The organism is Methanosarcinales archaeon Met12 (assembly GCA_002813105.2).
Taxonomy (GTDB): Archaea; Halobacteriota; UBA148; order UBA148; family JAJOKI01; genus JAJOKI01.
The window spans coordinates 710,460-730,941 of the sequence record CP017966.2 but is presented as its reverse complement, the minus strand read 5'-3'; the positions used below and the strand labels follow the sequence as shown (position 1 = coordinate 730,941).

Annotated in this window: 31 protein-coding genes; 16 read left to right on the top strand and 15 right to left on the bottom strand. The window is 44.5% G+C overall.

The features are described from left to right. The first annotated feature begins 18 nt into the window (after positions 1 to 18). The 4 genes from BME93_04660 to BME93_04645 all read left to right on the top strand — a co-directional run bounded on the left by BME93_04660 (position 19) and on the right by BME93_04645 (position 2,532). The gene (locus BME93_04660) at positions 19 to 816 is read left to right on the top strand and encodes a hypothetical protein (GenBank protein ID ATZ61375.2); all 798 of its coding nucleotides are present in this window, start codon (positions 19 to 21) and stop codon (positions 814 to 816) included. 35 nt (positions 817 to 851) lie between these two features. Further along, positions 852 to 1,157 carry a hypothetical protein gene (locus BME93_04655; GenBank protein ID ATZ61374.2) on the top strand — a complete coding sequence of 102 codons (306 nt, stop codon included), beginning with the start codon at positions 852 to 854 and terminating at the stop codon, positions 1,155 to 1,157. A gap of 26 nt (positions 1,158 to 1,183) precedes the next feature. Beyond that, positions 1,184 to 1,786 carry a hypothetical protein gene (locus tag BME93_04650; GenBank protein ID WRQ72882.1) on the top strand — a complete coding sequence of 201 codons (603 nt, stop codon included), beginning with the start codon at positions 1,184 to 1,186 and terminating at the stop codon, positions 1,784 to 1,786. Positions 1,787 to 2,040: 254 nt separating this feature from the next. Continuing rightward, complete coding sequence (locus BME93_04645; GenBank protein ID ATZ61373.2) at positions 2,041 to 2,532, top strand: hydrogenase maturation protease; 492 nt, start codon at positions 2,041 to 2,043, stop codon at positions 2,530 to 2,532. On the opposite strand, the gene BME93_04640 is transcribed toward BME93_04645, so the two are convergent. Both BME93_04640 and BME93_04635 read right to left on the bottom strand, forming a co-directional pair. Next, positions 2,506 to 4,260, bottom strand: coding sequence for a nickel-dependent hydrogenase large subunit (locus BME93_04640; protein ID ATZ61372.2), 1,755 nt, complete (start codon positions 4,258 to 4,260; stop codon positions 2,506 to 2,508). The two genes, BME93_04645 and BME93_04640, sit on opposite strands and share 27 nt — an antisense overlap. After that, complete coding sequence (locus BME93_04635; protein ID ATZ61371.2) at positions 4,257 to 5,237, bottom strand: hypothetical protein; 981 nt, start codon at positions 5,235 to 5,237, stop codon at positions 4,257 to 4,259. Before BME93_04635 ends, BME93_04640 begins: the two co-directional genes overlap by 4 nt. A 245-nt stretch (positions 5,238 to 5,482) precedes the next feature. Here BME93_04635 and BME93_04630 point away from each other — a divergent pair, with 245 nt between their 5' ends. The 4 genes from BME93_04630 to BME93_04615 are packed head-to-tail and all read left to right on the top strand — an operon-like array spanning position 5,483 to position 7,418. Then, the gene (locus BME93_04630; protein ID ATZ61370.2) at positions 5,483 to 6,280 is read left to right on the top strand and encodes a hypothetical protein; all 798 of its coding nucleotides are present in this window, start codon (positions 5,483 to 5,485) and stop codon (positions 6,278 to 6,280) included. Between the two features lie 35 nt (positions 6,281 to 6,315). Continuing rightward, positions 6,316 to 6,621, top strand: a complete 306-nt coding sequence (locus BME93_04625; protein ATZ61369.2) for a hypothetical protein — start codon at positions 6,316 to 6,318, stop codon at positions 6,619 to 6,621. Between the two features lie 26 nt (positions 6,622 to 6,647). Next, entirely contained in the window at positions 6,648 to 7,250 is a 603-nt protein-coding gene (locus BME93_04620) for a hypothetical protein (GenBank protein ATZ61368.2), read from the top strand. A gap of 9 nt (positions 7,251 to 7,259) precedes the next feature. Further along, the gene (locus BME93_04615; GenBank protein ATZ61367.2) at positions 7,260 to 7,418 is read left to right on the top strand and encodes a hypothetical protein; all 159 of its coding nucleotides are present in this window, start codon (positions 7,260 to 7,262) and stop codon (positions 7,416 to 7,418) included. Between the two features lie 5 nt (positions 7,419 to 7,423). Here the strand turns inward: BME93_04615 and BME93_04610 are convergent, their stop codons facing one another. From BME93_04610 to tatC, 5 genes are all read right to left on the bottom strand, one after another. Further along, the gene (locus BME93_04610) at positions 7,424 to 8,149 is read right to left on the bottom strand and encodes a hypothetical protein (protein ID ATZ61366.2); all 726 of its coding nucleotides are present in this window, start codon (positions 8,147 to 8,149) and stop codon (positions 7,424 to 7,426) included. A gap of 127 nt (positions 8,150 to 8,276) precedes the next feature. Continuing rightward, positions 8,277 to 8,960, bottom strand: coding sequence for a cytochrome c biogenesis protein CcsA (gene ccsA, locus BME93_04605; protein ID ATZ61365.2), 684 nt, complete (start codon positions 8,958 to 8,960; stop codon positions 8,277 to 8,279). Beyond that, positions 8,944 to 9,603, bottom strand: a complete 660-nt coding sequence (locus BME93_04600) for a heme exporter protein CcmB (GenBank protein ID ATZ61364.2) — start codon at positions 9,601 to 9,603, stop codon at positions 8,944 to 8,946. Before BME93_04600 ends, ccsA begins: the two co-directional genes overlap by 17 nt. Continuing rightward, positions 9,600 to 10,307, bottom strand: coding sequence for an ABC transporter ATP-binding protein (locus BME93_04595; protein ID ATZ61363.2), 708 nt, complete (start codon positions 10,305 to 10,307; stop codon positions 9,600 to 9,602). The genes BME93_04600 and BME93_04595 overlap by 4 nt, the downstream gene beginning before the upstream one ends. Positions 10,308 to 10,326: 19 nt before the next feature. Continuing rightward, positions 10,327 to 11,064 carry a twin-arginine translocase subunit TatC gene (gene tatC / locus BME93_04590; GenBank protein ID ATZ61362.2) on the bottom strand — a complete coding sequence of 246 codons (738 nt, stop codon included), beginning with the start codon at positions 11,062 to 11,064 and terminating at the stop codon, positions 10,327 to 10,329. 105 nt (positions 11,065 to 11,169) lie between these two features. On the opposite strand from tatC, the gene BME93_04585 reads away from it, so the two are divergent. From BME93_04585 to BME93_04550, 8 genes are read left to right on the top strand one after another with little or no spacing between them, the layout of a single operon-like run. Beyond that, complete coding sequence (locus BME93_04585; protein ID ATZ61361.2) at positions 11,170 to 11,889, top strand: twin-arginine translocase subunit TatC; 720 nt, start codon at positions 11,170 to 11,172, stop codon at positions 11,887 to 11,889. Between the two features lie 15 nt (positions 11,890 to 11,904). Then, positions 11,905 to 12,849: a GTP 3',8-cyclase MoaA gene (gene moaA / locus BME93_04580; protein ATZ61360.2), complete on the top strand. Its 945-nt coding sequence runs from the start codon at positions 11,905 to 11,907 to the stop codon at positions 12,847 to 12,849. A gap of 4 nt (positions 12,850 to 12,853) precedes the next feature. After that, the gene (locus BME93_04575; protein ID ATZ61359.2) at positions 12,854 to 13,282 is read left to right on the top strand and encodes a molybdenum cofactor biosynthesis protein MoaE; all 429 of its coding nucleotides are present in this window, start codon (positions 12,854 to 12,856) and stop codon (positions 13,280 to 13,282) included. Next, positions 13,275 to 13,700, top strand: a complete 426-nt coding sequence (gene moaC, locus BME93_04570) for a cyclic pyranopterin monophosphate synthase MoaC (protein ATZ61358.2) — start codon at positions 13,275 to 13,277, stop codon at positions 13,698 to 13,700. Before BME93_04575 ends, moaC begins: the two co-directional genes overlap by 8 nt. Then, the gene (locus BME93_04565) at positions 13,701 to 14,204 is read left to right on the top strand and encodes a MogA/MoaB family molybdenum cofactor biosynthesis protein (protein ID ATZ61807.2); all 504 of its coding nucleotides are present in this window, start codon (positions 13,701 to 13,703) and stop codon (positions 14,202 to 14,204) included. Continuing rightward, complete coding sequence (locus BME93_04560) at positions 14,201 to 15,415, top strand: molybdopterin-binding protein (protein ID ATZ61357.2); 1,215 nt, start codon at positions 14,201 to 14,203, stop codon at positions 15,413 to 15,415. The genes BME93_04565 and BME93_04560 overlap by 4 nt, the downstream gene beginning before the upstream one ends. Positions 15,416 to 15,426: 11 nt before the next feature. Continuing rightward, positions 15,427 to 16,119 carry a molybdopterin-guanine dinucleotide biosynthesis protein B gene (mobB, locus tag BME93_04555; GenBank protein ATZ61356.2) on the top strand — a complete coding sequence of 231 codons (693 nt, stop codon included), beginning with the start codon at positions 15,427 to 15,429 and terminating at the stop codon, positions 16,117 to 16,119. A 5-nt stretch (positions 16,120 to 16,124) separates the two neighbouring features. Further along, entirely contained in the window at positions 16,125 to 16,430 is a 306-nt protein-coding gene (locus BME93_04550) for a LysR family transcriptional regulator (protein ID ATZ61355.2), read from the top strand. 32 nt (positions 16,431 to 16,462) lie between these two features. Here BME93_04550 and BME93_04545 read toward each other — a convergent pair whose 3' ends face one another. The 8 genes from BME93_04545 to BME93_04510 form a co-directional block, all read right to left on the bottom strand. Further along, positions 16,463 to 17,455: a hypothetical protein gene (locus BME93_04545; protein ID ATZ61354.2), complete on the bottom strand. Its 993-nt coding sequence runs from the start codon at positions 17,453 to 17,455 to the stop codon at positions 16,463 to 16,465. A gap of 109 nt (positions 17,456 to 17,564) precedes the next feature. Further along, entirely contained in the window at positions 17,565 to 18,218 is a 654-nt protein-coding gene (locus tag BME93_04540) for a hypothetical protein (protein ATZ61353.2), read from the bottom strand. After that, the gene (locus tag BME93_04535; protein ATZ61352.2) at positions 18,172 to 18,546 is read right to left on the bottom strand and encodes a hypothetical protein; all 375 of its coding nucleotides are present in this window, start codon (positions 18,544 to 18,546) and stop codon (positions 18,172 to 18,174) included. Before BME93_04535 ends, BME93_04540 begins: the two co-directional genes overlap by 47 nt. A 290-nt stretch (positions 18,547 to 18,836) precedes the next feature. Then, on the bottom strand, positions 18,837 to 19,064 hold the full coding sequence (locus BME93_04530) for a type II toxin-antitoxin system HicA family toxin (protein ATZ61351.2): 228 nt from the start codon (positions 19,062 to 19,064) through the stop codon (positions 18,837 to 18,839). Beyond that, complete coding sequence (locus BME93_04525) at positions 19,061 to 19,300, bottom strand: type II toxin-antitoxin system HicB family antitoxin (GenBank protein ATZ61350.2); 240 nt, start codon at positions 19,298 to 19,300, stop codon at positions 19,061 to 19,063. Before BME93_04525 ends, BME93_04530 begins: the two co-directional genes overlap by 4 nt. A 159-nt stretch (positions 19,301 to 19,459) precedes the next feature. After that, on the bottom strand, positions 19,460 to 19,669 hold the full coding sequence (locus BME93_04520) for a type II toxin-antitoxin system HicB family antitoxin (protein ATZ61806.2): 210 nt from the start codon (positions 19,667 to 19,669) through the stop codon (positions 19,460 to 19,462). Positions 19,670 to 19,749: 80 nt separating this feature from the next. Then, positions 19,750 to 20,184 (bottom strand): PIN domain-containing protein, encoded by a 435-nt coding sequence (locus BME93_04515; protein ATZ61349.2) that lies wholly within the window; start codon positions 20,182 to 20,184, stop codon positions 19,750 to 19,752. After that, a complete protein-coding gene (locus BME93_04510) occupies positions 20,174 to 20,413 on the bottom strand; it encodes a hypothetical protein (GenBank protein ID ATZ61348.2) in 240 nt (79 codons plus the stop codon). The genes BME93_04515 and BME93_04510 overlap by 11 nt, the downstream gene beginning before the upstream one ends. Between the last annotated feature and the right edge of the window lie 69 nt (positions 20,414 to 20,482).

Genomic DNA, 20,482 nt, shown 5'->3' with positions numbered 1-20,482 from the left:
AAAGTCATACTCATTTCAATGATGGCGATTATTGTTATTCTTGCAAGCATTAGTGGATGCATAGAATTTGAGCCACCAGTAGCAGAGCCAGTAGTAGGATTCACAGATGCACAATGTGGTTTCTGCCATAGGGCAGAGTATGATGCCCTCCAAGCTGAGGGGGGCTTTCATGGCAGAATGAGGTGTACAGCCTGTCATCCAGCACATCCTCCGGCCTTAGACCACACAATATCCTGTGATGATGCCGCATGTCATGACGTTTTCCATGGAGTTGACCCACTGCTTTTGAACTGCACGTTATGCCATTACGATCCCCATGCCATACTGCGACTTAACATGGAGGCGATGACAGATGAGGCATGTGCGGCATGTCATTACGATGTCGCAGCAGTGGTATATCAACACCCATCTAAACACGACTATGTAGCGTGCTCGGCCTGTCATCCGGAGCATGAAGCCGAAGCGACGCTTGCCTGTATGGTCTGCCATTCTGTTATTTCAGGACACTATCCCGGATTGACAAATATAGAGTGTCTGAGATGTCATCCACACGGGCACGATGAAATACCCGTCGTATATGTGTTACCCATACCCGATAAGTGGTGTGCATCTTGTCATGTTGAACCGGCCGATATCATAGCGACACGTGGTGCGGGGCACGCGAGAGTTGCGTGCGTATCATGCCACCCAGAACACCCACCATCTCCGAACCACACATTATCCTGTAATGATGCCGCATGTCATGGTCTACCTCATGGCACTGTGTTCACGGACTGCCTGACATGTCACGTTGGTGGTCATAACTTGAGGATATAGATATGACCTAAAGTGGGGGGAGAGGAAGAAAGACTGTGTCAAAAAAAGCGAGCATAACAATTGTTATTGGAGCATTTTTGACCGTTCTTATGGTCTATCTGCCATTCGCTATGGCAGGAGTGGTGCCAATCGACACCGGAGATTGTACCATATGCCATCTTGATATGATAGACGGTCACGCGACGGTAGGTGACGACTGCACCGCATGCCACATCCCAATTGCTCATCAAGAAACTCCTGAGGACTGTGCCATCTGTCATGGTGTAACCGCTACCAGGATGAGCTTGCACATAGAAACCGTAGTAGGGTGTGCAGAGTGCCATACTTGGCAGTGGAAGTAAGAAGTTTACATAAGTGATCAAACTAAATGGCGTCAAAGATAGGTATTGAGGGAAAACAATATAAATTATTCAGCATGGCGGTTCCATGGCAGCATTTTATACTCGCGATAGGCACGTTTTTATGTACGATCACTGGACTGTTTCTACTTTTTGCCGGGGGAGCCTATGGATTCATTCCAGGTCTTGCCGGTAAATTTGCAGGATATTTGAATGATCCCACAATGATAATCCTTCACTATGTTGGCGCAGCAGGTATCGTTGGCGCGGCAGTCTACCATATGATATGTGTGCTAAAGGACCAGGACTCGATATTTACGCCGAAGGCAGACTACATCGGAGAGGGCCCCAGCATCAAAAATATTCTGGCCATGGTGTCGGCCAAGTATCCCCTAAAGAGAGATGAGTATGACCTAGCACTCCAGACCTACGCATTCGTTATACTATTTGCCATGGTCATCGTCACTGGCTTCATAAAGTTATTTAAGGTCGAGCTCCTCGCCATCATAACGCCGCTTGGCTATGCGCACAACGTGATCTTTATGGCCAGCGTGCTTCACGGCATAGCAACTGTTCTTCTGATACCGCTTATCATAATTCACATAATAGACTCTGTAACTGCTGTCACTTGAAGGGCGCTGTTGACGACAAAAGTATCACTTGATTACGTAAAACATCACCATGAAAAATGGTATGATGAGCTGATGAGAGAGAGTCGACGCAGTGCCGGTAAAAGAAGGAAATAGAAAAGCCGGATAATTTGCCCTTTTTGACGTAAAACATGAAAATCCCGAGCTTGATGACAAATATATAGGAAGTTGTTTGACTTTTTGCTGGAACAACGGGATTTGTAGGGATTTAGACTTATCTGTAGGGGGGAGTAAAGATGCAGAAAATCCTCGTGGCAGGCATTGGGAACAAGTATATGGGAGACGATGGTTTCGGTCCAAGGGTCGTCGAGGCGCTAACGACGAGGGACCTGCCCGAGGACGTCGAGGTTAGAGATGTTGGACTCTGTGGCGTGACACTTGCACCAGACCTTGATGACTATAAGTTTGTCATCTTTGTTGATGCTGTCAAGAAAGGAGGAAAACCAGGGACGATTTATCGAATAGAAATTGGGGCCGGACAGATAGAAAAACTAAAGCCTGAAGATGCGAGGAGTTCACTTCCCCTCAGTATTCATGAAGCCAAGTTAGAAGAGCTCCTCCTCTTCGCTAAGGCAATTGGCACTCTACCTTCTACGATTGTCGTTATTGGCTGCGAAGTTGTGGAAGTTACACTGGGTGAAGTATTAAGCCAGGAGGTTGAGACCGCTGTCCATAGGGCGGTTGAACTCATTTTGAAGGAGTTACAGCGGTACCGCGAACGGAAGTAACTCGTGTTTAACTATTCGCTTACCCATATGGACAGCAACTGCACATCCCACGCACGGATCAAAGCTTCTTATAACTCTAACGACATCGACGCCTTTCCATTCTTCAGGCTTGCCAGCTTCGGTGATCGGCGTCTGGAGGAGGGCTTCTTCATAGGGCCCAGGATTGCCTTCAGGGTCTCTGGGTGATGCGTTCCATGTTGTTGGTGCGTGAAATTGATAGTTGTGAATGACCCCTTTCTTCATCACGCACCAGTGCAGACAGGCACCACGCATAGCTTCAGTCGCACCAAAACCTATGCCTTCTCTGGGCTTTTTGTATGGCGTCCATACCGCCACCTTGCCAGCCTTCAGGAGTTCTAAAGATTTCATTACCATCTTCAGCACGCAAGACGCAGAGTATGCGTGATAATATGCTCTGGCTCTAATCCTCTCCACAGTGTTTGGCTTCTCTGGAATCTTCCACTCAAATTCCATCTTTTCTGCGTACTTGAAACCTGGGATGACGGCTGCGGGTAGTTCAAACTTGAGGCTCTTGCCCGTGGATTCAGGAACGAGTTTTGCCTTTGTGGTCACCCACATCCTCGCTAGTGGTCCAAGTTCGATGTTGTGGTCCTCGCCATCCCCCTTCCAGTGCCGCCATCTCGGCGAGGTGCACCAGGAGTATGCAGAATCAAATTTTCCTAATTCGCCGGGCTTTGGAATCGTGCGCTTGTTCCATGGGTGTTCAAGGGCTATTTTGTTGCCTAACGGGTCGGTTTCGATTTCTTGCTTCCACTCACTCGAATACCAACTACTCCCGATATGCTCACGCACTCCGACATTGAACTCAACAAGGTCTGTGGTGACGAGTTTGCCGTCGAGGATAACTCCTGGGGATAACATCCTCTTGCGACCCCAGTCAGTCATCTCGCCATACTCGGCAGAATACGCCTCTGGATCGTCATAGGCGCCTGCAGAGCCGAGGTTTGCCTCTCTCGCACCTACGTCCTCATACCCTTGCTCGAGAACGAAATCGAGTAAATCGTCAGTAGCTGTAACCAGTTCCTTTGTGAAGGCCACATGCCTCATGAGAAGCGTGAGATAGGATTCAATGTCTGATGGCGAAAGATTTGCCTTAGCAACCCCTCCAGGAACGAAGGTTTGGACATGCGGGTGCTTTGCACCGAAGATTGCGGCCATGTTGTGCCCTGCCTTTTGGACGAGAAGAGACCTCAGGTAAAGCTCACCCGCTAGTGGATTAAGTGCGGTCATGATCTCGGCGATTGTCCCAAAGCCATGAACATCGGATCCCGATGCCTTTGTCTTTTGCGCTTCTTTCCACCAATCAGGGTTAAACTTCTTTATAGCAACCTCGCTGTAATCAGGCCCTTCGAGGTTGATAACGCCCACCTCTGCATCGTATAACTGCTCTGCACCATGGACCAAATTTCTGAGAACAATGCCCATGGGTGGTGGAGATGCCCCATATACCTGGTCAACAGCTATGACTGAAGCGAGAGCATGAGGAACAGGGCAAACACCACAAACCCGCTGCGTGATCATGACTGCTTCAGATGGTTCCCTTCCAACGAGAATGATTTCAAAACCCCTGAACATCGGGCTGTATGCATATGCATCGGTAATTTTTCTTGTGTTAGTGTCCACCTTCACGTGAACGCCGAGATGTCCCTCAATTCTCGTTACGGGTTCAATTGTTATTTCCTGTATAGCCTTTCCTTCCTTCATCATATCTTCCTCCTTTTAGCAGCCGCGATGGCAAGCTTCACTTGAGTCCTCAAACCGCGTGAGAAGTCCTTGAGGTATGCTATCGGAGGAGCGTCACCGAAGAATGGCGACGTTGGCGGGTCGGGGAAGTTAGGGTCGGCACATCCAATGCATGGAGAGCCCGTTTCTGTGCAACCTCCATATCCGTCCATCCACGTCGCTGAGGCGTTACAATGAGTGATGAGACCTTTACAACCGACGAGACCGAGGCAGCCTCTCTCTCCAAAGCCATGGCCAGCAACACCCCCTGAGAAGAAGCCGCATATTGAACAGTTTTCATGAGCAGTGTCACCATATAAATAAGTGGGTCGATGATGTTCATCAAGCTCTGGAAGTGGTGCTAATCCTCTCGCAGCCAAGACAGCGTGACCTAGGACCTGTACGATGTTATCAGGTCTGGGTGGGCAGCCAGGTACACAGATGACAGGAAGGCCCAGCCCTCCCTTCCACTTTTTTCCCAAGTAGTCCAGGAGTCCCCTCGCACCTGTTGGATTGGGCTTACCACTGGGTATGCCGCCATAAGATGCACATGTCCCAATGGCTACGGCTGCAGCACATTTCTTCGACAAGCCGTCTACGACTTCGTCAAGCAGGAGAAGTTTATGATTGTACTCACCAATAGCGCAGTAAACGCCGGGTTTTGCCCTCGCCTCGTCGGGAATCGCTCCTTCAAGAATCAATACAAATGGGTCATACTTTCCTTCCATTGCGTCAACGAGAACCTTTGATGCATCTTCTCCCCACTCGAACATGAGGGTTGGATTGAAAACGAGCTTCAGCCCTCCAAGCCCCGGAATAGCTCCCGTTACGATATCGATTAGCGTTGGATTGCTTGCCTGTTTGATAGAAATGGTACAACCAGCACAGTCCAGACCTTCAAGCCATATTAGATTTATTTCTTCCAGCGCCATGGCATATATACCTGTATATATGCTAAACAAATCAACTAAATAAATCTTTCTGTTTGAACATGGACAAGAGTTTGTTGACCCCCCCCTATTAAAAGGTTACAGAGCAAAAATTATTTTAATCACCTCATCCCTCGTTAATTACCGAAGAGCCTAATATCATACCGAAAAAGACTTATATATGTGAGATTATGTAATTAATTAAGACGTATAGCCAGATAGCCAGAACTAAGGAAATATAAGTGGTTTAAATGGTTTCAAAAGTCATACCCATTTCAATGATGGCGATTATTGTTATTCTTGCAAGCATTAGTGGATGCATAGAATTTGAGCCACCAGTAGCAGAGCCAGTAGTAGGATTCACAGATGCACAATGTGGTTTCTGCCATAGGGCAGAGTATGATGCCCTCCAAGCTGAGGGGGGCTTTCATGGCAGAATGAGGTGTACAGCCTGTCATCCAGCACATCCTCCGGCCTTAGACCACACAATATCCTGTGATGATGCCGCATGTCATGACGTTTTCCATGGAGTTGACCCACTGCTTTTGAACTGCACGTTATGCCATTACGATCCCCATGCCATACTGCGACTTAACATGGAGGCGATGACAGATGAGGCATGTGCGGCATGTCATTACGATGTCGCAGCAGTGGTATATCAACACCCATCTAAACACGACTATGTAGCGTGCTCGGCCTGTCATCCGGAGCATGAAGCCGAAGCGACGCTTGCCTGTATGGTCTGCCATTCTGTTATTTCAGGACACTATCCCGGATTGACAAATATAGAGTGTCTGAGATGTCATCCACACGGGCACGATGAAATACCCGTCGTATATGTGTTACCCATACCCGATAAGTGGTGTGCATCTTGTCATGTTGAACCGGCCGATATCATAGCGACACGTGGTGCGGGGCACGCGAGAGTTGCGTGCGTATCATGCCACCCAGAACACCCACCATCTCCGAACCACACATTATCCTGTAATGATGCCGCATGTCATGGTCTACCTCATGGCACTGTGTTCACGGACTGCCTGACATGTCACGTTGGTGGTCATAACTTGAGGATATAGATATGACCTAAAGTGGGGGGAGAGGAAGAAAGACTGTGTCAAAAAAAGCGAGCATAACAATTGTTATTGGAGCATTTTTGACCGTTCTTATGGTCTATCTGCCATTCGCTATGGCAGGAGTGGTGCCAATCGACACCGGAGATTGTACCATATGCCATCTTGATATGATAGACGGTCACGCGACGGTAGGTGACGACTGCACCGCATGCCACATCCCAATTGCTCATCAAGAAACTCCTGAGGACTGTGCCATCTGTCATGGTGTAACCGCTACCAGGATGAGCTTGCACATAGAAACCGTAGTAGGGTGTGCAGAGTGCCATACTTGGCAGTGGAAGTAAGAAGTTTACATAAGTGATCAAACTAAATGGCGTCAAAGATAGGTATTGAGGGAAAACAATATAAATTATTCAGCATGGCGGTTCCATGGCAGCATTTTATACTCGCGATAGGCACGTTTTTATGTACGATCACTGGACTGTTTCTACTTTTTGCCGGGGGAGCCTATGGATTCATTCCAGGTCTTGCCGGTAAATTTGCAGGATATTTGAATGATCCCACAATGATAATCCTTCACTATGTTGGCGCAGCAGGTATCGTTGGCGCGGCAGTCTACCATATGATATGTGTGCTAAAGGACCAGGACTCGATATTTACGCCGAAGGCAGACTACATCGGAGAGGGCCCCAGCATCAAAAATATTCTGGCCATGGTGTCGGCCAAGTATCCCCTAAAGAGAGATGAGTATGACCTAGCACTCCAGACCTACGCATTCGTTATACTATTTGCCATGGTCATCGTCACTGGCTTCATAAAGTTATTTAAGGTCGAGCTCCTCGCCATCATAACGCCGCTTGGCTATGCGCACAACGTGATCTTTATGGCCAGCGTGCTTCACGGCATAGCAACTGTTCTTCTGATACCGCTTATCATAATTCACATAATAGACTCTGTAACTGCTGTCACTTGAAGGGCGCTGTTGACGACAAAAGTATCACTTGATTACGTAAAACATCACCATGAAAAATGGTATGATGAGCTGATGAGAGAGAGTCACGACGCTAACAAGAAAATGTTCGCTACGATCACATTTAATTTATTAGATAGCAAGAGGGTGTTGCCAAATGAGGAATTATGATAATTTTACTTTTTAGTCCTCTCGTCTAAGAGGAACTTAAATGCCAAGTTTAAAACTGAAACAGCGGTTTGTCTATTTATTTTTTCTTTTTTTGGATGAACCGAGAATATCCTATATACATTACACAATTCTATAAGTGGTCTGTGTTCCTTAGGTATAATATTACCATATTTTTCCTTATTTTCCTGATATTCTCCTATAAGTTGTCCCAACGTTAAGCCTTCTAATTTTGAATCTGGTTTTACAGATTTCAGTAGGTTTAAAAGTCTAAACTCAATTGCAGATACCGACATAGCTACTGTTGAATAATAGCAACGCTCTAAGAAACAATGTATTGCCTCGTTCAATCTTTCTTTTTCAACGGCAGCTAGAAGAGAAATTTTTTCCTCTATTTCATCTTTAGCTTTGCTAAAAATATCTTTAATGAGGTCTATAGAATCTTTAAAATTCTTTTTTGTAGCATGTTCTGGATCTCCTAGAAAGCTAATATGGACTCGGAGTACTTCTTTATTTGCTTCCAACCTTTTAATTCCGAATATATCACTGATTTCCACGACCTTTTTGATTACATCAAAACGTTGTCGGTATCTTGGAGTAAAGCAAAAATACGCATTGTACGCTATAGGTGAATCTAAACCGAGACCTCCTTTAAAAAAATTTTGTAGTGTATCTTCCTTAAAATCCTCACACGACTTTTCCATATTCTGTATATGCTCTAGATAGTCTATCATATTGTCCTCTATCATCCACCCTTACTAGCAACTTAGTTTGACCATCACATTGACCGCAAAACATCATTGGTTTTCAACTTTCATAGGCTACTTTAACCACGCCGTTCGGTCTCTATCTCACTCGTAATCAGGATAAGCCCTGCCGAACTTCTTCACTCATCCTCTCGATGTCCACTTTAGTTGAAAACAGGTATGCATAGAGCAGCGTGAACGCCAGTATGTTGAACAACAACACGTACACAGGATATCCCTCGATCTGACCACCCCTAACCACGGCTGGGTGGAGAGTTGCCCAGATTCTCACCGATAGATGGCTGAGTGGCACTCCTATGAAGGCGACGATCCCAAATACCGCTGCAAGTCGTGCCCTTCTCTCCTGCTCGGGGACGGCAGACCGCACCATCAAATATGCGGCATATGATAGCCACAGGATTAGAGCGGTCGTCAGTTGTGGGTCCCATGCCCACCAGACGCCCCATGCGTCTTTCGCCCAGATTGGGCCCGTTATCAGGACCAGGCCGCAAAATATGACTCCAATCTCTGCTGATGACGATGCAAAGGCGTCCCATTTTAGCGCTCTGGTCCGCAGATACATGAAACTTGAAGCCGCCGTGACGAAGAAGGCCAGGTATGCAATCCATGCCAATGGCACATGGAAATAAAATATCCTGAAACTATCACCGAGGGGCACACCACCAGGACCGTATATCGCAGAAGCAGGAGAGAATACCAAATATATTGCAATGACCATTATCACAAGGGTTACCCAGGGGAGAGCCTTTTTGACCGTTTCATCAGTCCTCGATGACATATTCAAATATAAGCAGCGATACTATAAAAAATATTGCACCATAAGTACTCAATATCCTCACTTCCGCCCATATGTCATTTATGCCGCCCAGTACCTTACCGGTGGCAAGGACGGCAGAGATAATCACTGGCAATATGACCGGGAAAAGTATGACTGGAAGGAGTAATTCTCTCGCTCGCACATTTACTGTCAACGCGGAGAGCAATGTCCCCACAAACACGAATCCCAATGTTCCGAGTACGATGACGAACATCAGCCCTAATGGATTGGGAATGCTGTAATCGAAGAGCACCATGAATACTGGCACGGTAACCATCACCATTATGAGCATCAGTATCATATTTGATATCGCCTTCCCCACGTAGATATCGCTTCTATCCACCGGGCAGAGCTTCAGTCCATCAAGGCATCCGTTCTCTTTTTCAGATGCGAAAGACCGTGATAGTCCAAGCATTCCGGCGAAGGTGAACGCAACCCATAGTATGCCTGGTGCCAGCTGGTCGACGTTCTCGGGAAATGGGCCAAATGCAAAGCTGAATATCACGACCGCCAGCAATGCGAAGAGCAACATCGAATTCAGCATCTGTTTCGTTCTGAACTCGGTTTTGAGGTCCTTCCTGGCTATGTTCAGACAATGCCTCATAATTCCACCCCTACACACTGCTCGTAAATGGATTTGAAGTGCGCTTCATCACGAATTTGGTTCTTTTGCATATCACAGGTTAGCTCTCCCATGTTCAATATCGCCACCCTATCGCCCATCTCCAGCCCCTGGTTTATCATATGCGTAGTCATCATCACTGTCTTGTCCAAAAGGTTCAACCGTTTTAAGATTCCGTCAAAGGTCATGGCGGCGTGCGGGTCCAATCCAGTATAAGGCTCGTCGAGGAGTAATATAGGGGGGTCATGCAGAATTGCCCTTGTGATAGAAAGGCGTTGTTTCATGCCCCTGGAAAATGTTCTGACCATATCATCCAATCTTCTTGACAGGCCGACATCTGATGTCACTTTGGATATGCGCCCATCCAAGTCATCTACCTGGTACATCTTGCCGTAAAACTGTAGATTTTCGCGTGCTGTCAAATCATCATATAGATATGTCTCGTGCGAAATGACGCCAATCCTTTTGCGCACTTCAATGGGCGCCTCTTTTATATCATAGCCATCTATCGTGATGGTGCCTGACGTTGGGCTGATTAACGTCGACATGATTTTGATGAGCGTCGTCTTGCCAGCGCCGTTGGGACCGAAGAGCGCTATAAACTCACCTCTTTTTAATTCGAGATTTATCTCCCTTAAGGCAACGTTGCCGCCGAAGACCTTTGATAATCCGTTAATCGAAATCATCTTTGTTCACATCCCTTCTTTATAGAAATCGCGCTATTAATAAACTGACCTCAAATAATACCACCAGCATAGATGCCACTATTAATTGTGAGATGGCGGTTGGATCCGGTGATATGAACGTTGCAAAGGCCAAAAGCCCGAGATATATCCATAAGCGATTCTCCTTCAGCGTTTTATATTTTACCAGTCCCATCTTCACAGCGAGAGTTATCAATAAAGGTGTCTGGAATACCAATCCCATTCCAACAAGCATCGTCGTCACAACCGAGAACGTTCTCCTGATCGATAGTTGTGCGACTGCGACATCGCCGGAGAAAAGTATCAGGTATTTAAATAAAAGCGGCAGTACTATGAAGTAGGCCAGCAGCCCCCCAATTATGAACAAAATCAGCGAAAACGGTACGACGATAAGGAAAAAACGCCTCTCGCCAGGGAACAAGCCAGGATTCGCGAATGCCAGTAGTTCGTACATGAGCAGCGGGATGCCAAACACGAGGGCGCAGACGAGGGAGAGCGTAATTCTCACCGTGATGATTTCCCATGGCCCGTAGACCACCATCTCAACGCCGGGTGGGACCAGGTGGCTCCATATCATATTAAGCAGCAGAGAGGAAAATGGAAATACTATTGCGGTTATGATGGACACCCCTGCCAGGATTACGAGCAATCTATATCGCAATTCGGCTATGTGTTCCATCAGCGGCTGTTCTTTATCACATGGGGGCGTGCTGTATCTCGCGTTGCTGGTCTTGTTCATCACATACCACTCCCAATAAGGTCTTATCACTCCTTAAACTTAATTAATAAACTGCCCGATAGTTCTAATAAGGTAACGCACTTTATTAAGAATAGATGGAGGAAAATGTCCTTTAACGTAGTTCTGGTAAAATTACGGAAAAAAATGGTATACATAGGGGCCACCATAGCCATTGGTACGTTCGGAATATTCCCTTTTATGGGGGACATACTTCATCGAATCAGGACCGATCTTCTTCCAGGAGAGGCAGAACTGGTATTCCTTCACCCTCTCGAGGTGGTAATGCTCCAGTTGAAGTTATCTATTTTGTTTGGCATGCTTGCAGCGCTGCCGCTGGTCTTATACTATGTAAATAAAGCGCTAAAAGGAAGGATAAGCTCGGTGAGTTTATTCGGCATGGGGAGGTATTCCTGGATACTTGTGGCGACGTCCTCTATTTGTTTGTTTTTAGCCGGTGCAGCATATGCATATGTTATCATGTTGCCCGTGTTGTTGCAGTTTTTATATTTCGAGGCTATCAGGGCTGGTGCTATAGCAACGTATTCAATACATGAATTCATCTCCTTTGCGGCAATGATGGTCATCATATCCAGTCTGTCATTTCAAATGCCACTGGCACTATCCCTGCTGGTGCGCGCAGGCATTGTAGATTATCCGACATTGGTTCGACATCGAAAACATGCAATCGTCCTCATTTTCATCATCGCGGCTATCATAACTCCGCCAGACGTGATAACCCAACTGATGATTGGGGTCCCGATGGTGCTCTTCTATGAGGTCAGTCTATTGATAGTGAGGATTACTTCCAGAAAACACTCCCCATAGAAAGGTTTAATCGTTATGCTTGAACTAACATATCCTATAAGTATGCAGGATAACTTTGGCAGGAATATCAACAGTCTGCGCATATCAGTCACACAGCGATGCAACCTGAAGTGCTTTTACTGCCACAAAGAGGGGCAAGATGCCACAGACGGAGAGATTTCCCCTCCCGAAATCGAGAAAATCATAGAAATCAGCGCAAAGCTCGGAATGACAAAGCTAAAGCTGACCGGCGGGGAACCGCTTCTCAGGGAGGATGTCTGTGACATCATTCAGCGTGCGTCGAATCACATACACGACATATCGTTGACCACCAATGGCACGTTGCTGGACCAATATTGTGCAGAGCTCAAAGATGCAGGGCTAAAAAGGGTCAACATTAGCCTTGATACGATGGACTCCCAGAAGTACAAAATGATCACCAAGACGGATGCTCTGCCGCAGGCAATTGCTGGGATTGAAGCAGCGGTAGCTAACGATTTGACGCCCGTTAAGCTGAACATGGTCGTCATGAAGGGCATCAACGATTCAGACATCGAAGATATGATTCACTTTATTGCCGATAACGATGATATAATTTTACAGTTGATAGAGCTTGAGACAAGCGACATAAGTAATGAAATATATAAGAGATATCACCATGATTTCACGCTCATTGAGGGCTGGATTCGGAGGAGAGGATTACGAGTTCAAGAGCGCGAGCTGCACCACCGATGCAAATATTTCATCGAGAATGGCGGCGGCATCAGCGAAGTGGAAATCGTAAGGCCGATGCACAACACCACGTTCTGTAAAAATTGCACACGGATGCGGGTAACTTCTGATGGAAAACTGAAGCCGTGCCTGTTGAGGGGCGATAATTTGGTTGATATAATTGAGCCGATTAGAAATGGCGCATCGGATGAGGAGTTGACCGAGATGTTTAAAAAAGCTATCTTGCTGCGAGAACCATTCTGGGCGTGAAACTATGATCGACATTATAGAGGGCGATTTCAAAATTGAGGACATCATATTGAAGATGAAAAATAAGGACGCAGGTGCGCTTGTTCTTTTTCTTGGCACAGTAAGGGTGCGCTCAAAAGGGAAAACCGTTGAGAAACTCTACTTTGAGGCATATAGGGACGTAGCACTGGAGAGGATGAATGAACTAAAAAACACTGCAATGCAGCGCTTCGATATCAAGGATGTGACGATGGTACACCGAATTGGCACTCTTGACATTTTGGATAATATCGTGCTCATTACGGTCAGCGCAGAGCATCGCAAGGACGCGTTTGCGGCGTGTGAGTTCCTCATAGACGAGTTGAAAAAGGTCGTGCCAATCTGGAAGAAGGAGTTCACGACCGATGGTGAATACTGGGTGGAAGGTGGTGTTCTTGCAAACGAGAATGATTGACATAGGCGCCAAGGACGTTGTAAAAAGGAGCGCAAGAGCAAGAGGGGAAATACTGCTCAAGAGAGATACGGTCGACCTCATACAAAAGGGCAAAATCAAGAAGGGAAACGTTCTTGCGACGGCAGAAGTAGGCGGCATCATGGCCGTCAAGAAGACTTCGGAGATAATTCCACTCTGCCACCCAATTCCATTAACAAGCGTGAGTTTTGACTACGAGATTGAAGAGGACAGAATCATTTGCTACTGTCAGGTCCAGGCAGATTACAAAACAGGCGTCGAAATGGAGGCCATTACGGGCGTGACCATCGCATTGCTGACTATCTGGGACATGGTTAAATATCTGGAAAAGGATGAGGACGGACAGTACCCTTCGACCAGAATAACAAATATAGAAATCTTGGAAAAGGTGAAAGGGTAAATGGGCGTCAACGACCACAAATGTCATGCACTGGAAAATGTGCGGTGTGTGGTATTGACCCTCAGTGACACGAGGACAGAGGAAACCGACGAATCAGGGAAGCTGATAAAAGACCTATTGCAAGAACATGGCCACATCGTGGTTGGATACACCATTCTAAAAGATGAGCTTGAAACCATCAGGAAAGTGGCGTCCAGATTGATAGACAATCCTGATGTGCAGGTAATCATCACAAACGGCGGCACTGGGATATGCCACCGCGACGTTACCATCGAGGCGCTATCGGGATTGTTTGATAAAAAATTAGATGGCTTTGGCGAGATTTTTCGATTCCTCGGTTATGAAGAGGTGGGGAGTGTAGCGATGATGAGCCGTGCGTTGGCTGGCATCGCAAAGGGCAAAGTAATAATCTGCCTGCCAGGGTCAAAAAATGCCGTAGCTCTGGGCATGAAAAAATTGGTCATACCAGTGCTCGGGCATATGGTCTGGGAGGCAAATAGATGAGCATGCGGCCTTTTAAATCACTGATTCCATTAGAGGTGGCGCTTGATATCGTGAAAAACACGGTCAATCCAATCGAGCGGACGGAAGAAATTGCCATCGACAGCGCCGTTGGGCGTGTGCTATCAGAAGATATAATCGCCAACATGGATGTCCCGCCGTTTGACCGTGCTACCATGGATGGCTATGCTGTTATAGCAGAGGACATATATGGCGCAGGACAATCCAGCCCAAAGAAGTTGAAATTAATCGATGTGATAGAGGCGGGAGAGGTCAGCGAAAAGACGGTAAGGTCCGGCAAGTGCATTCAAATCGCAACAGGCTGCAAAATGCCGCAAGGTGCCGATGCGGTAGTCATGATGGAGAATACCGAGGAAGATGATGCAGAGATAAAAGTATTCAAGCCGCTTCATCCCAGGGCGAACACTTCCGGGCAGGGAGAGGATATTTCCGCAGGCAGTACGGTTCTGTGTGCCGGAGAACTGCTGAATCCAAGCAGGATAGGCGTATTATCAGCGATTGGGATGCAAAAAGTTCGCGTTTATGAGAGGCCGAATGTGGCAATAATCCCCACAGGAGATGAAATTGCGAATCTCGGTGATGATTTAAAAGAGGGGCAGGTATATGACATCAATTCATACACGCTCTCGGCGATTGTAAACGAAAACGGGGGCATTCCAATTAGGTTCGAAATAATTCCTGATATATATGAAGATATTAAGTCAGCGATGGAGCGCGCGGTAAGACAACACGATTTGGTCGCTTTTTCTGGCGGGAGTTCGGTCGGGGAGCGGGATATATTGTGTGATATTATCCGGGAGCTGGGCGAGGTGCTATTTCACGGCGTTCAGATTAAGCCAGGCAAGCCAAGCCTATTTGGCGTAATCGAAAATAAAGCGGTATTTGGGATGCCAGGATATCCCACTGCCTGTATGAGCAATGGCTATCGATTTCTGCTGCCTGCGGTTAGGTCGCTAGCGCGCTTGCCAAAGAAGATAGACATCATCATACGGGCGAAGATGGCAAAACGCATCGTCTCATCGTTGGGGCGAAGCCAATTCTTGACCGTGAGGTTAGAGGGCGACATCGCTCACTCCGTCTTCAAGGAGTCCGGCACGATAACCAGCATGGCGGATGCCGATGGATATGTAGATATCCCTGCTAATGTGGACCTCGTCGAGAAGGGCGAGGAAGTCGATGTGATACTATTGTAAAGGCGATCGCGATGATTCTCGGCGTATATGGGTATTCAAAAACGGGAAAAACTGTCCTGATAACGGAGTTGACGCAAAGGCTGACTTCTGAAGGGTACGACATAGTCACGATAAAACACATTCCGCACGAAGATTTCACCGTGGATGCTGAAAACAAGGATACATGGCTGCATGCCCATGCTGGAGCGAGTGCTGTAGTAGCCAGTTCACCTGCTGAAACGGCATTTATAGTTAAAAGCGGGATGGAGCTTGAAAGAATAATCGAAATCATCCAGAAGAGCCTAAATCCAGATTTGATCCTCGTCGAGGGATATAAGGATGAGGATATGCCAAAAATCGCGGTCGGCGATATCGAGGAAAAACCAAATACGGTTTTTAGATATGACGGCGACTTGGGAGAAGTTCTGCAGTATATAAAGCGAACGATCGGTGCAGAAAAGATTAACAAGCAAATGCCAGGGCTCAACTGCGGGAAATGCGGTCTGGAATGCGCGAAGATGGCAGAGCTCATTTATGATGGCGAGAAAAATCTCACAGACTGCCCCTCTTTTTCGCAACTCAACGTGATGGTCGAGGCAGATGGGGAGGGGATTCCGCTCGGTCACTTCACCAGGGAGCTTATCGCAAACGTGATCAATGGCATATTATCCTCATTGAAGGGCACTGCCGATGCAAACGAATTGAAGATCATACTCAGGAGATGAAATTTATGAAATTAAAGGCGAAAGTATGGTTGGAGAGGGATGGATGGCCCTTATTAGGTGAAGGTCGCGCAAGATTATTAGAAGCAATAGATGAAGAACGTTCAATCCTTAAAGCTGCAGAAAAACTTGAAATGTCATACAGGCATGCGTGGGGCATCATCCAGAGGGTTAACAAGGCATGGGGCGAGGATGTCGTACGCTCGGCGCGCGGCGGTAAAAAAGGTGGCAAGACCGAGCTCACCGCGAACGGGCGTGCCCTGTTAAATGAATATCATGAAAAGGTCGCTACATTAGAGCGGTTTTTGAGGTAATCGTCCTATGTAATCGTCCTTTTAGATGATATTTAGTTCGACCTTCTCCTAATACTTTTTGATTCATTAATGATTTTAAGCATATCTCTTTGTAAGACGAATAAATCATTTAACATCTTCTCACTCAATTCAACTATGCCCATTTTGAATCCAATTTTTGTTTTCTTTACATCAACGTTAGATTTCTTATTTATCCAAAATTCAAATTGGATGTACGGGAATCTACCGTCAATATATTTTTGAAAAGATTTTTGAGGTCTTTTGCCTTTTAATTGTTTGATATAATACTCAAATTCGTTTTTGATATATTCATCAAAAATACCATATCTTTTGTCGGAGGGGATATCCCTAATTTGCAGAATCGGATTCTGATTATTATGAACATATTCTATTTTGTCAGGATTATGGACAAGACAGTTTCTTATACAAACATAAAGAGATAAATCGACAGAATCATTAATCGATTGGTAGTAAGAAGGCAGATTATTTTTAGGATTTGTAAGGAAAGGCAAAATGTCTTTAAAGTTTTTAACGCTAATATTATTTTGTTTAAATCCTATCCGTTCGTATAAATTAATTGAAATCATGATTAATTCAACCAAAGTGGTGGTGAAATTTTCAAATCGTGCTAAAAAGAATTCTTTGAATTCCTCACCTTTATCCCAATCGAATCTCTTTGATAAATAATCAATTTCCATTTGTAGAATATTTAGATACGCAGTTTTACGATATATCAATCCTAATCTTTTTTCCTCTTCTGGGAATTTATTTTTCAGCTCATTTATATAAAAGAAGATAGGAGAGAATTCAGCACCATGTTCAGATGGGCTTTTATGCCATTTATAGAACGAAATCACTCCATAATATGAATCTAAGGCATCTAATTTATCAGGTTCTTTCAGAAGATTTTTTGGTGGATAAACATAAGGAGCAAAAATTGATCTCACCTTATCCGGTGCTTCAATATCTTCTTTAGACAACTGTTTAATTTTGTTTAATGATTCATTAGCTCCTTTTTTATCCATTCTTGCACCAATTCCAAAATCTATATTGCCCTTGTTATTATCAACTATCCTACTTTTAAGCTCCCAGTCACGTCACCATGCTTTGAAAAGCAGGGAATCCTTTTGAAGACTAAAATACTTCATCTAATATTTTAGCTCTACTTAATTTTTCAAAATTTGTGTATCTAGGTGCTTGTGGCGCCTTTATTTTACTTTTAGATACTAGTTTTATAGGTCCTATTTTTTTCGCACTATTCTTAAAATGAACAATGTATTTTTCTGTGTCTTTATACTTCTCTATTTTTGCAACCTCGGCGTAATAGGTAATTGCGGATATTGGAGCAGTTTGATACCCTGCAATATATTTAATTTTATCAATCATTGAACTAGAAATTCTAATTGCATACCAACAATTCGCACCAAGAAATGTCTCATTGAACCCATCTTCATTTGCTGGCACAACGATGGTATCTAACTGTTCTAATGGTTTTCCTGCTTCGCTTATATCCCTTATATCTTGTTGAAATGGCATAAATTTATGAATATGATTATTTTCCTCCCCTTCTTTGATATAAGTCTGAAATTCTAGTATATCAGTTTTCATTGCCAATTGATTCAAGACATTCGTTAAATCAATAGTAATTTGATCAATGATTACTATTGTTCCAACTGATTTATCAAAAATTAAATCTTCAAGAAACGCATCTATATTCCGATACCCTGCCCTCTTGACACCTTCATTTATTTTTTTCTTTTGTACCCTTGTCTTTGTTAATCTCTTCAAGTAAAAAAGATTTAATTTTTCGACCGTTTCCCTTATAAGAAATTGCAAATTTCAAAAGTTGTTCGCCAATATGTTTATAGGGATCGTGAGTTACTAATTCGTTCTCTAAAATATAGAGTCGTGGGTGTTGAGAAAATGAAAAATCTATCAAGTATCCATCTGGAATTGAAATTATATTGTCCAAACCAATTCTTTTTTTAACATCTATATAAACTGAATTTTCACCAAAGATTTCTTTAGAATGTTCGACTATATGTTTCTCAAAATCGGACTCGTTTTCATACTCGAACATCTTATAGATTGAATTTTGAAACATTATTCTATACATAGTCTTACCCTCTTTCTATCAACTCCCAACCAATATCAAAGTTACTATACCCATGCTTAAGATACTGAGTCTCATATAGTGTGCTATTTGCTTGTATTTATGGCGAAGTTCTTTTGAGGAGATATTAATTTCCACCACGCCCATCCTTGTCTTATTGAGCCATGAAAACGAGCTTTGTACGTCACCAACTTTTAGACAGATACCCCCTCGAGCCTTCTGTAGAATCCTTAGGCTGATGGAGTTTTTTAGTTGCCCTTATATTGAATACGGCGCCTGGTTAAAACTTAATCTTATAACAACTCGACAAATTCATCAACGCCTATTTCAGCATCCCTTAGAAGTTTTCTTAATAATCCTTTACCAAGCACTTTATGTTTTGGAATCGTTAATGGCTTCTTGCTTTTGTCAATTTTGTGCCACATGCGGATATGGCTTCCTTTTTGCCTCACGACTGTATAGTCCAGCTTTTCAAAGCATTTAATCGCCTTTTCTCCGGAGATAGCGGGCAATCTGTTCATATCTCTACCGACACGACATGGTAACTGAACTCTTGGATTGCATCAAGCTGTTCCACAATTTCTTCCTTCTGCTCTTCAAGACATAACTCAATCACTTCATGTATGTTTTTCAATGCCTCGTCGAGTGTTTTACCTTGAGTATAGCATCCCCGAAGAAGTGGGCATTCGACTACAAAGAGATCATCCTCATCTTTTTCCACAAGAACAGGGAGATGAAGTTTTTTAGCCTCTATCATTCTCAATCACCATTTTAATATCTTTTTACCTTCTTAAATATGTTTACTAAAAACCACCAACTAATTTACTCTGCAATGAATTGTGGGGGCATCTCCATTGTGTTATTCAAATTAGAGACCAATGATTAATAATTATTACTACGATCACTCGACAACGCGTCATACCTGAAAATTCATATCACTCGGAGATGCATCAGAATCTGGATTTGTCTTTTCATAGGTGTAATTCCTTTGTTTCCTATTTTTTCCTTGCGAAATACAGCCAGGTAAAGATGGGCACTCAACTACGTACCAGCCATCCTCTCCTTCTCTGATTACGACCTTGAACTTCATGTCAATCACCTTGCGATACCCACGTTCCTGTAACATGAATATGTACACCCAAGAACATAAAAACCTTGTCGTGGTTCAACCGCCTTATGTCAAAACCAACCCAAACACACCAAATCTTATTGCTTCATCGGATTTATGGCAGTTAGCCATGGTATCTTTTTGAATCCAGCATCTTCCGTATAGACGCGATGGACATGGTGTTCCCTCATCGTCGCTGCGAGCAACGCATCCCAGTAATGAACCTCATGCTTGGCGCTTATTTTGATCGCGGCTTGAATGGTATGGGCGCCAAAATCGATCTTTTTCCAGCCCTGGAATTCGGTTATGTCCTGCACGATTTCGCCAGCGATATTCGCAGACAGAGAGTTTTCAATCTTTTCTGTAACGATCACGTAAAACTCGGACAGATTTTGTAAAGAAATTGCGAAATCCTTTTTTAATCTCCAGCACGCATCCACTAATTTTTTACATATCCGATGCTTCTCCCCTTCGCTGACATCATAGGCATACACTAACAGGTTTGTATCAAGCAGACAAAGCTCATCGTTCATATAGCTCGTCCCTTGACCTATATAATTTTTTACCAAAATTGAAGCCATTATCCAGAAGTTTTAACTCCCTCTTGGCGATCTCTTTCTGCCTTTTCACATACACCCAGTTTTGCATCGCCTCGGTGATTGCCCTGCCCAGAGCTCCTTTTTTCCTTCCATAGAGGGTGTTGGCTGTCTCTCTAAACTCCTTCTCGACTTCGTTTTTCACGTTCACTGTAATTGTTCCCATATCTTCACCAATTACATTTAGAGTTATATTATATTTAAATATTTGGGCTTTGTAAATATTTGTGTAAAA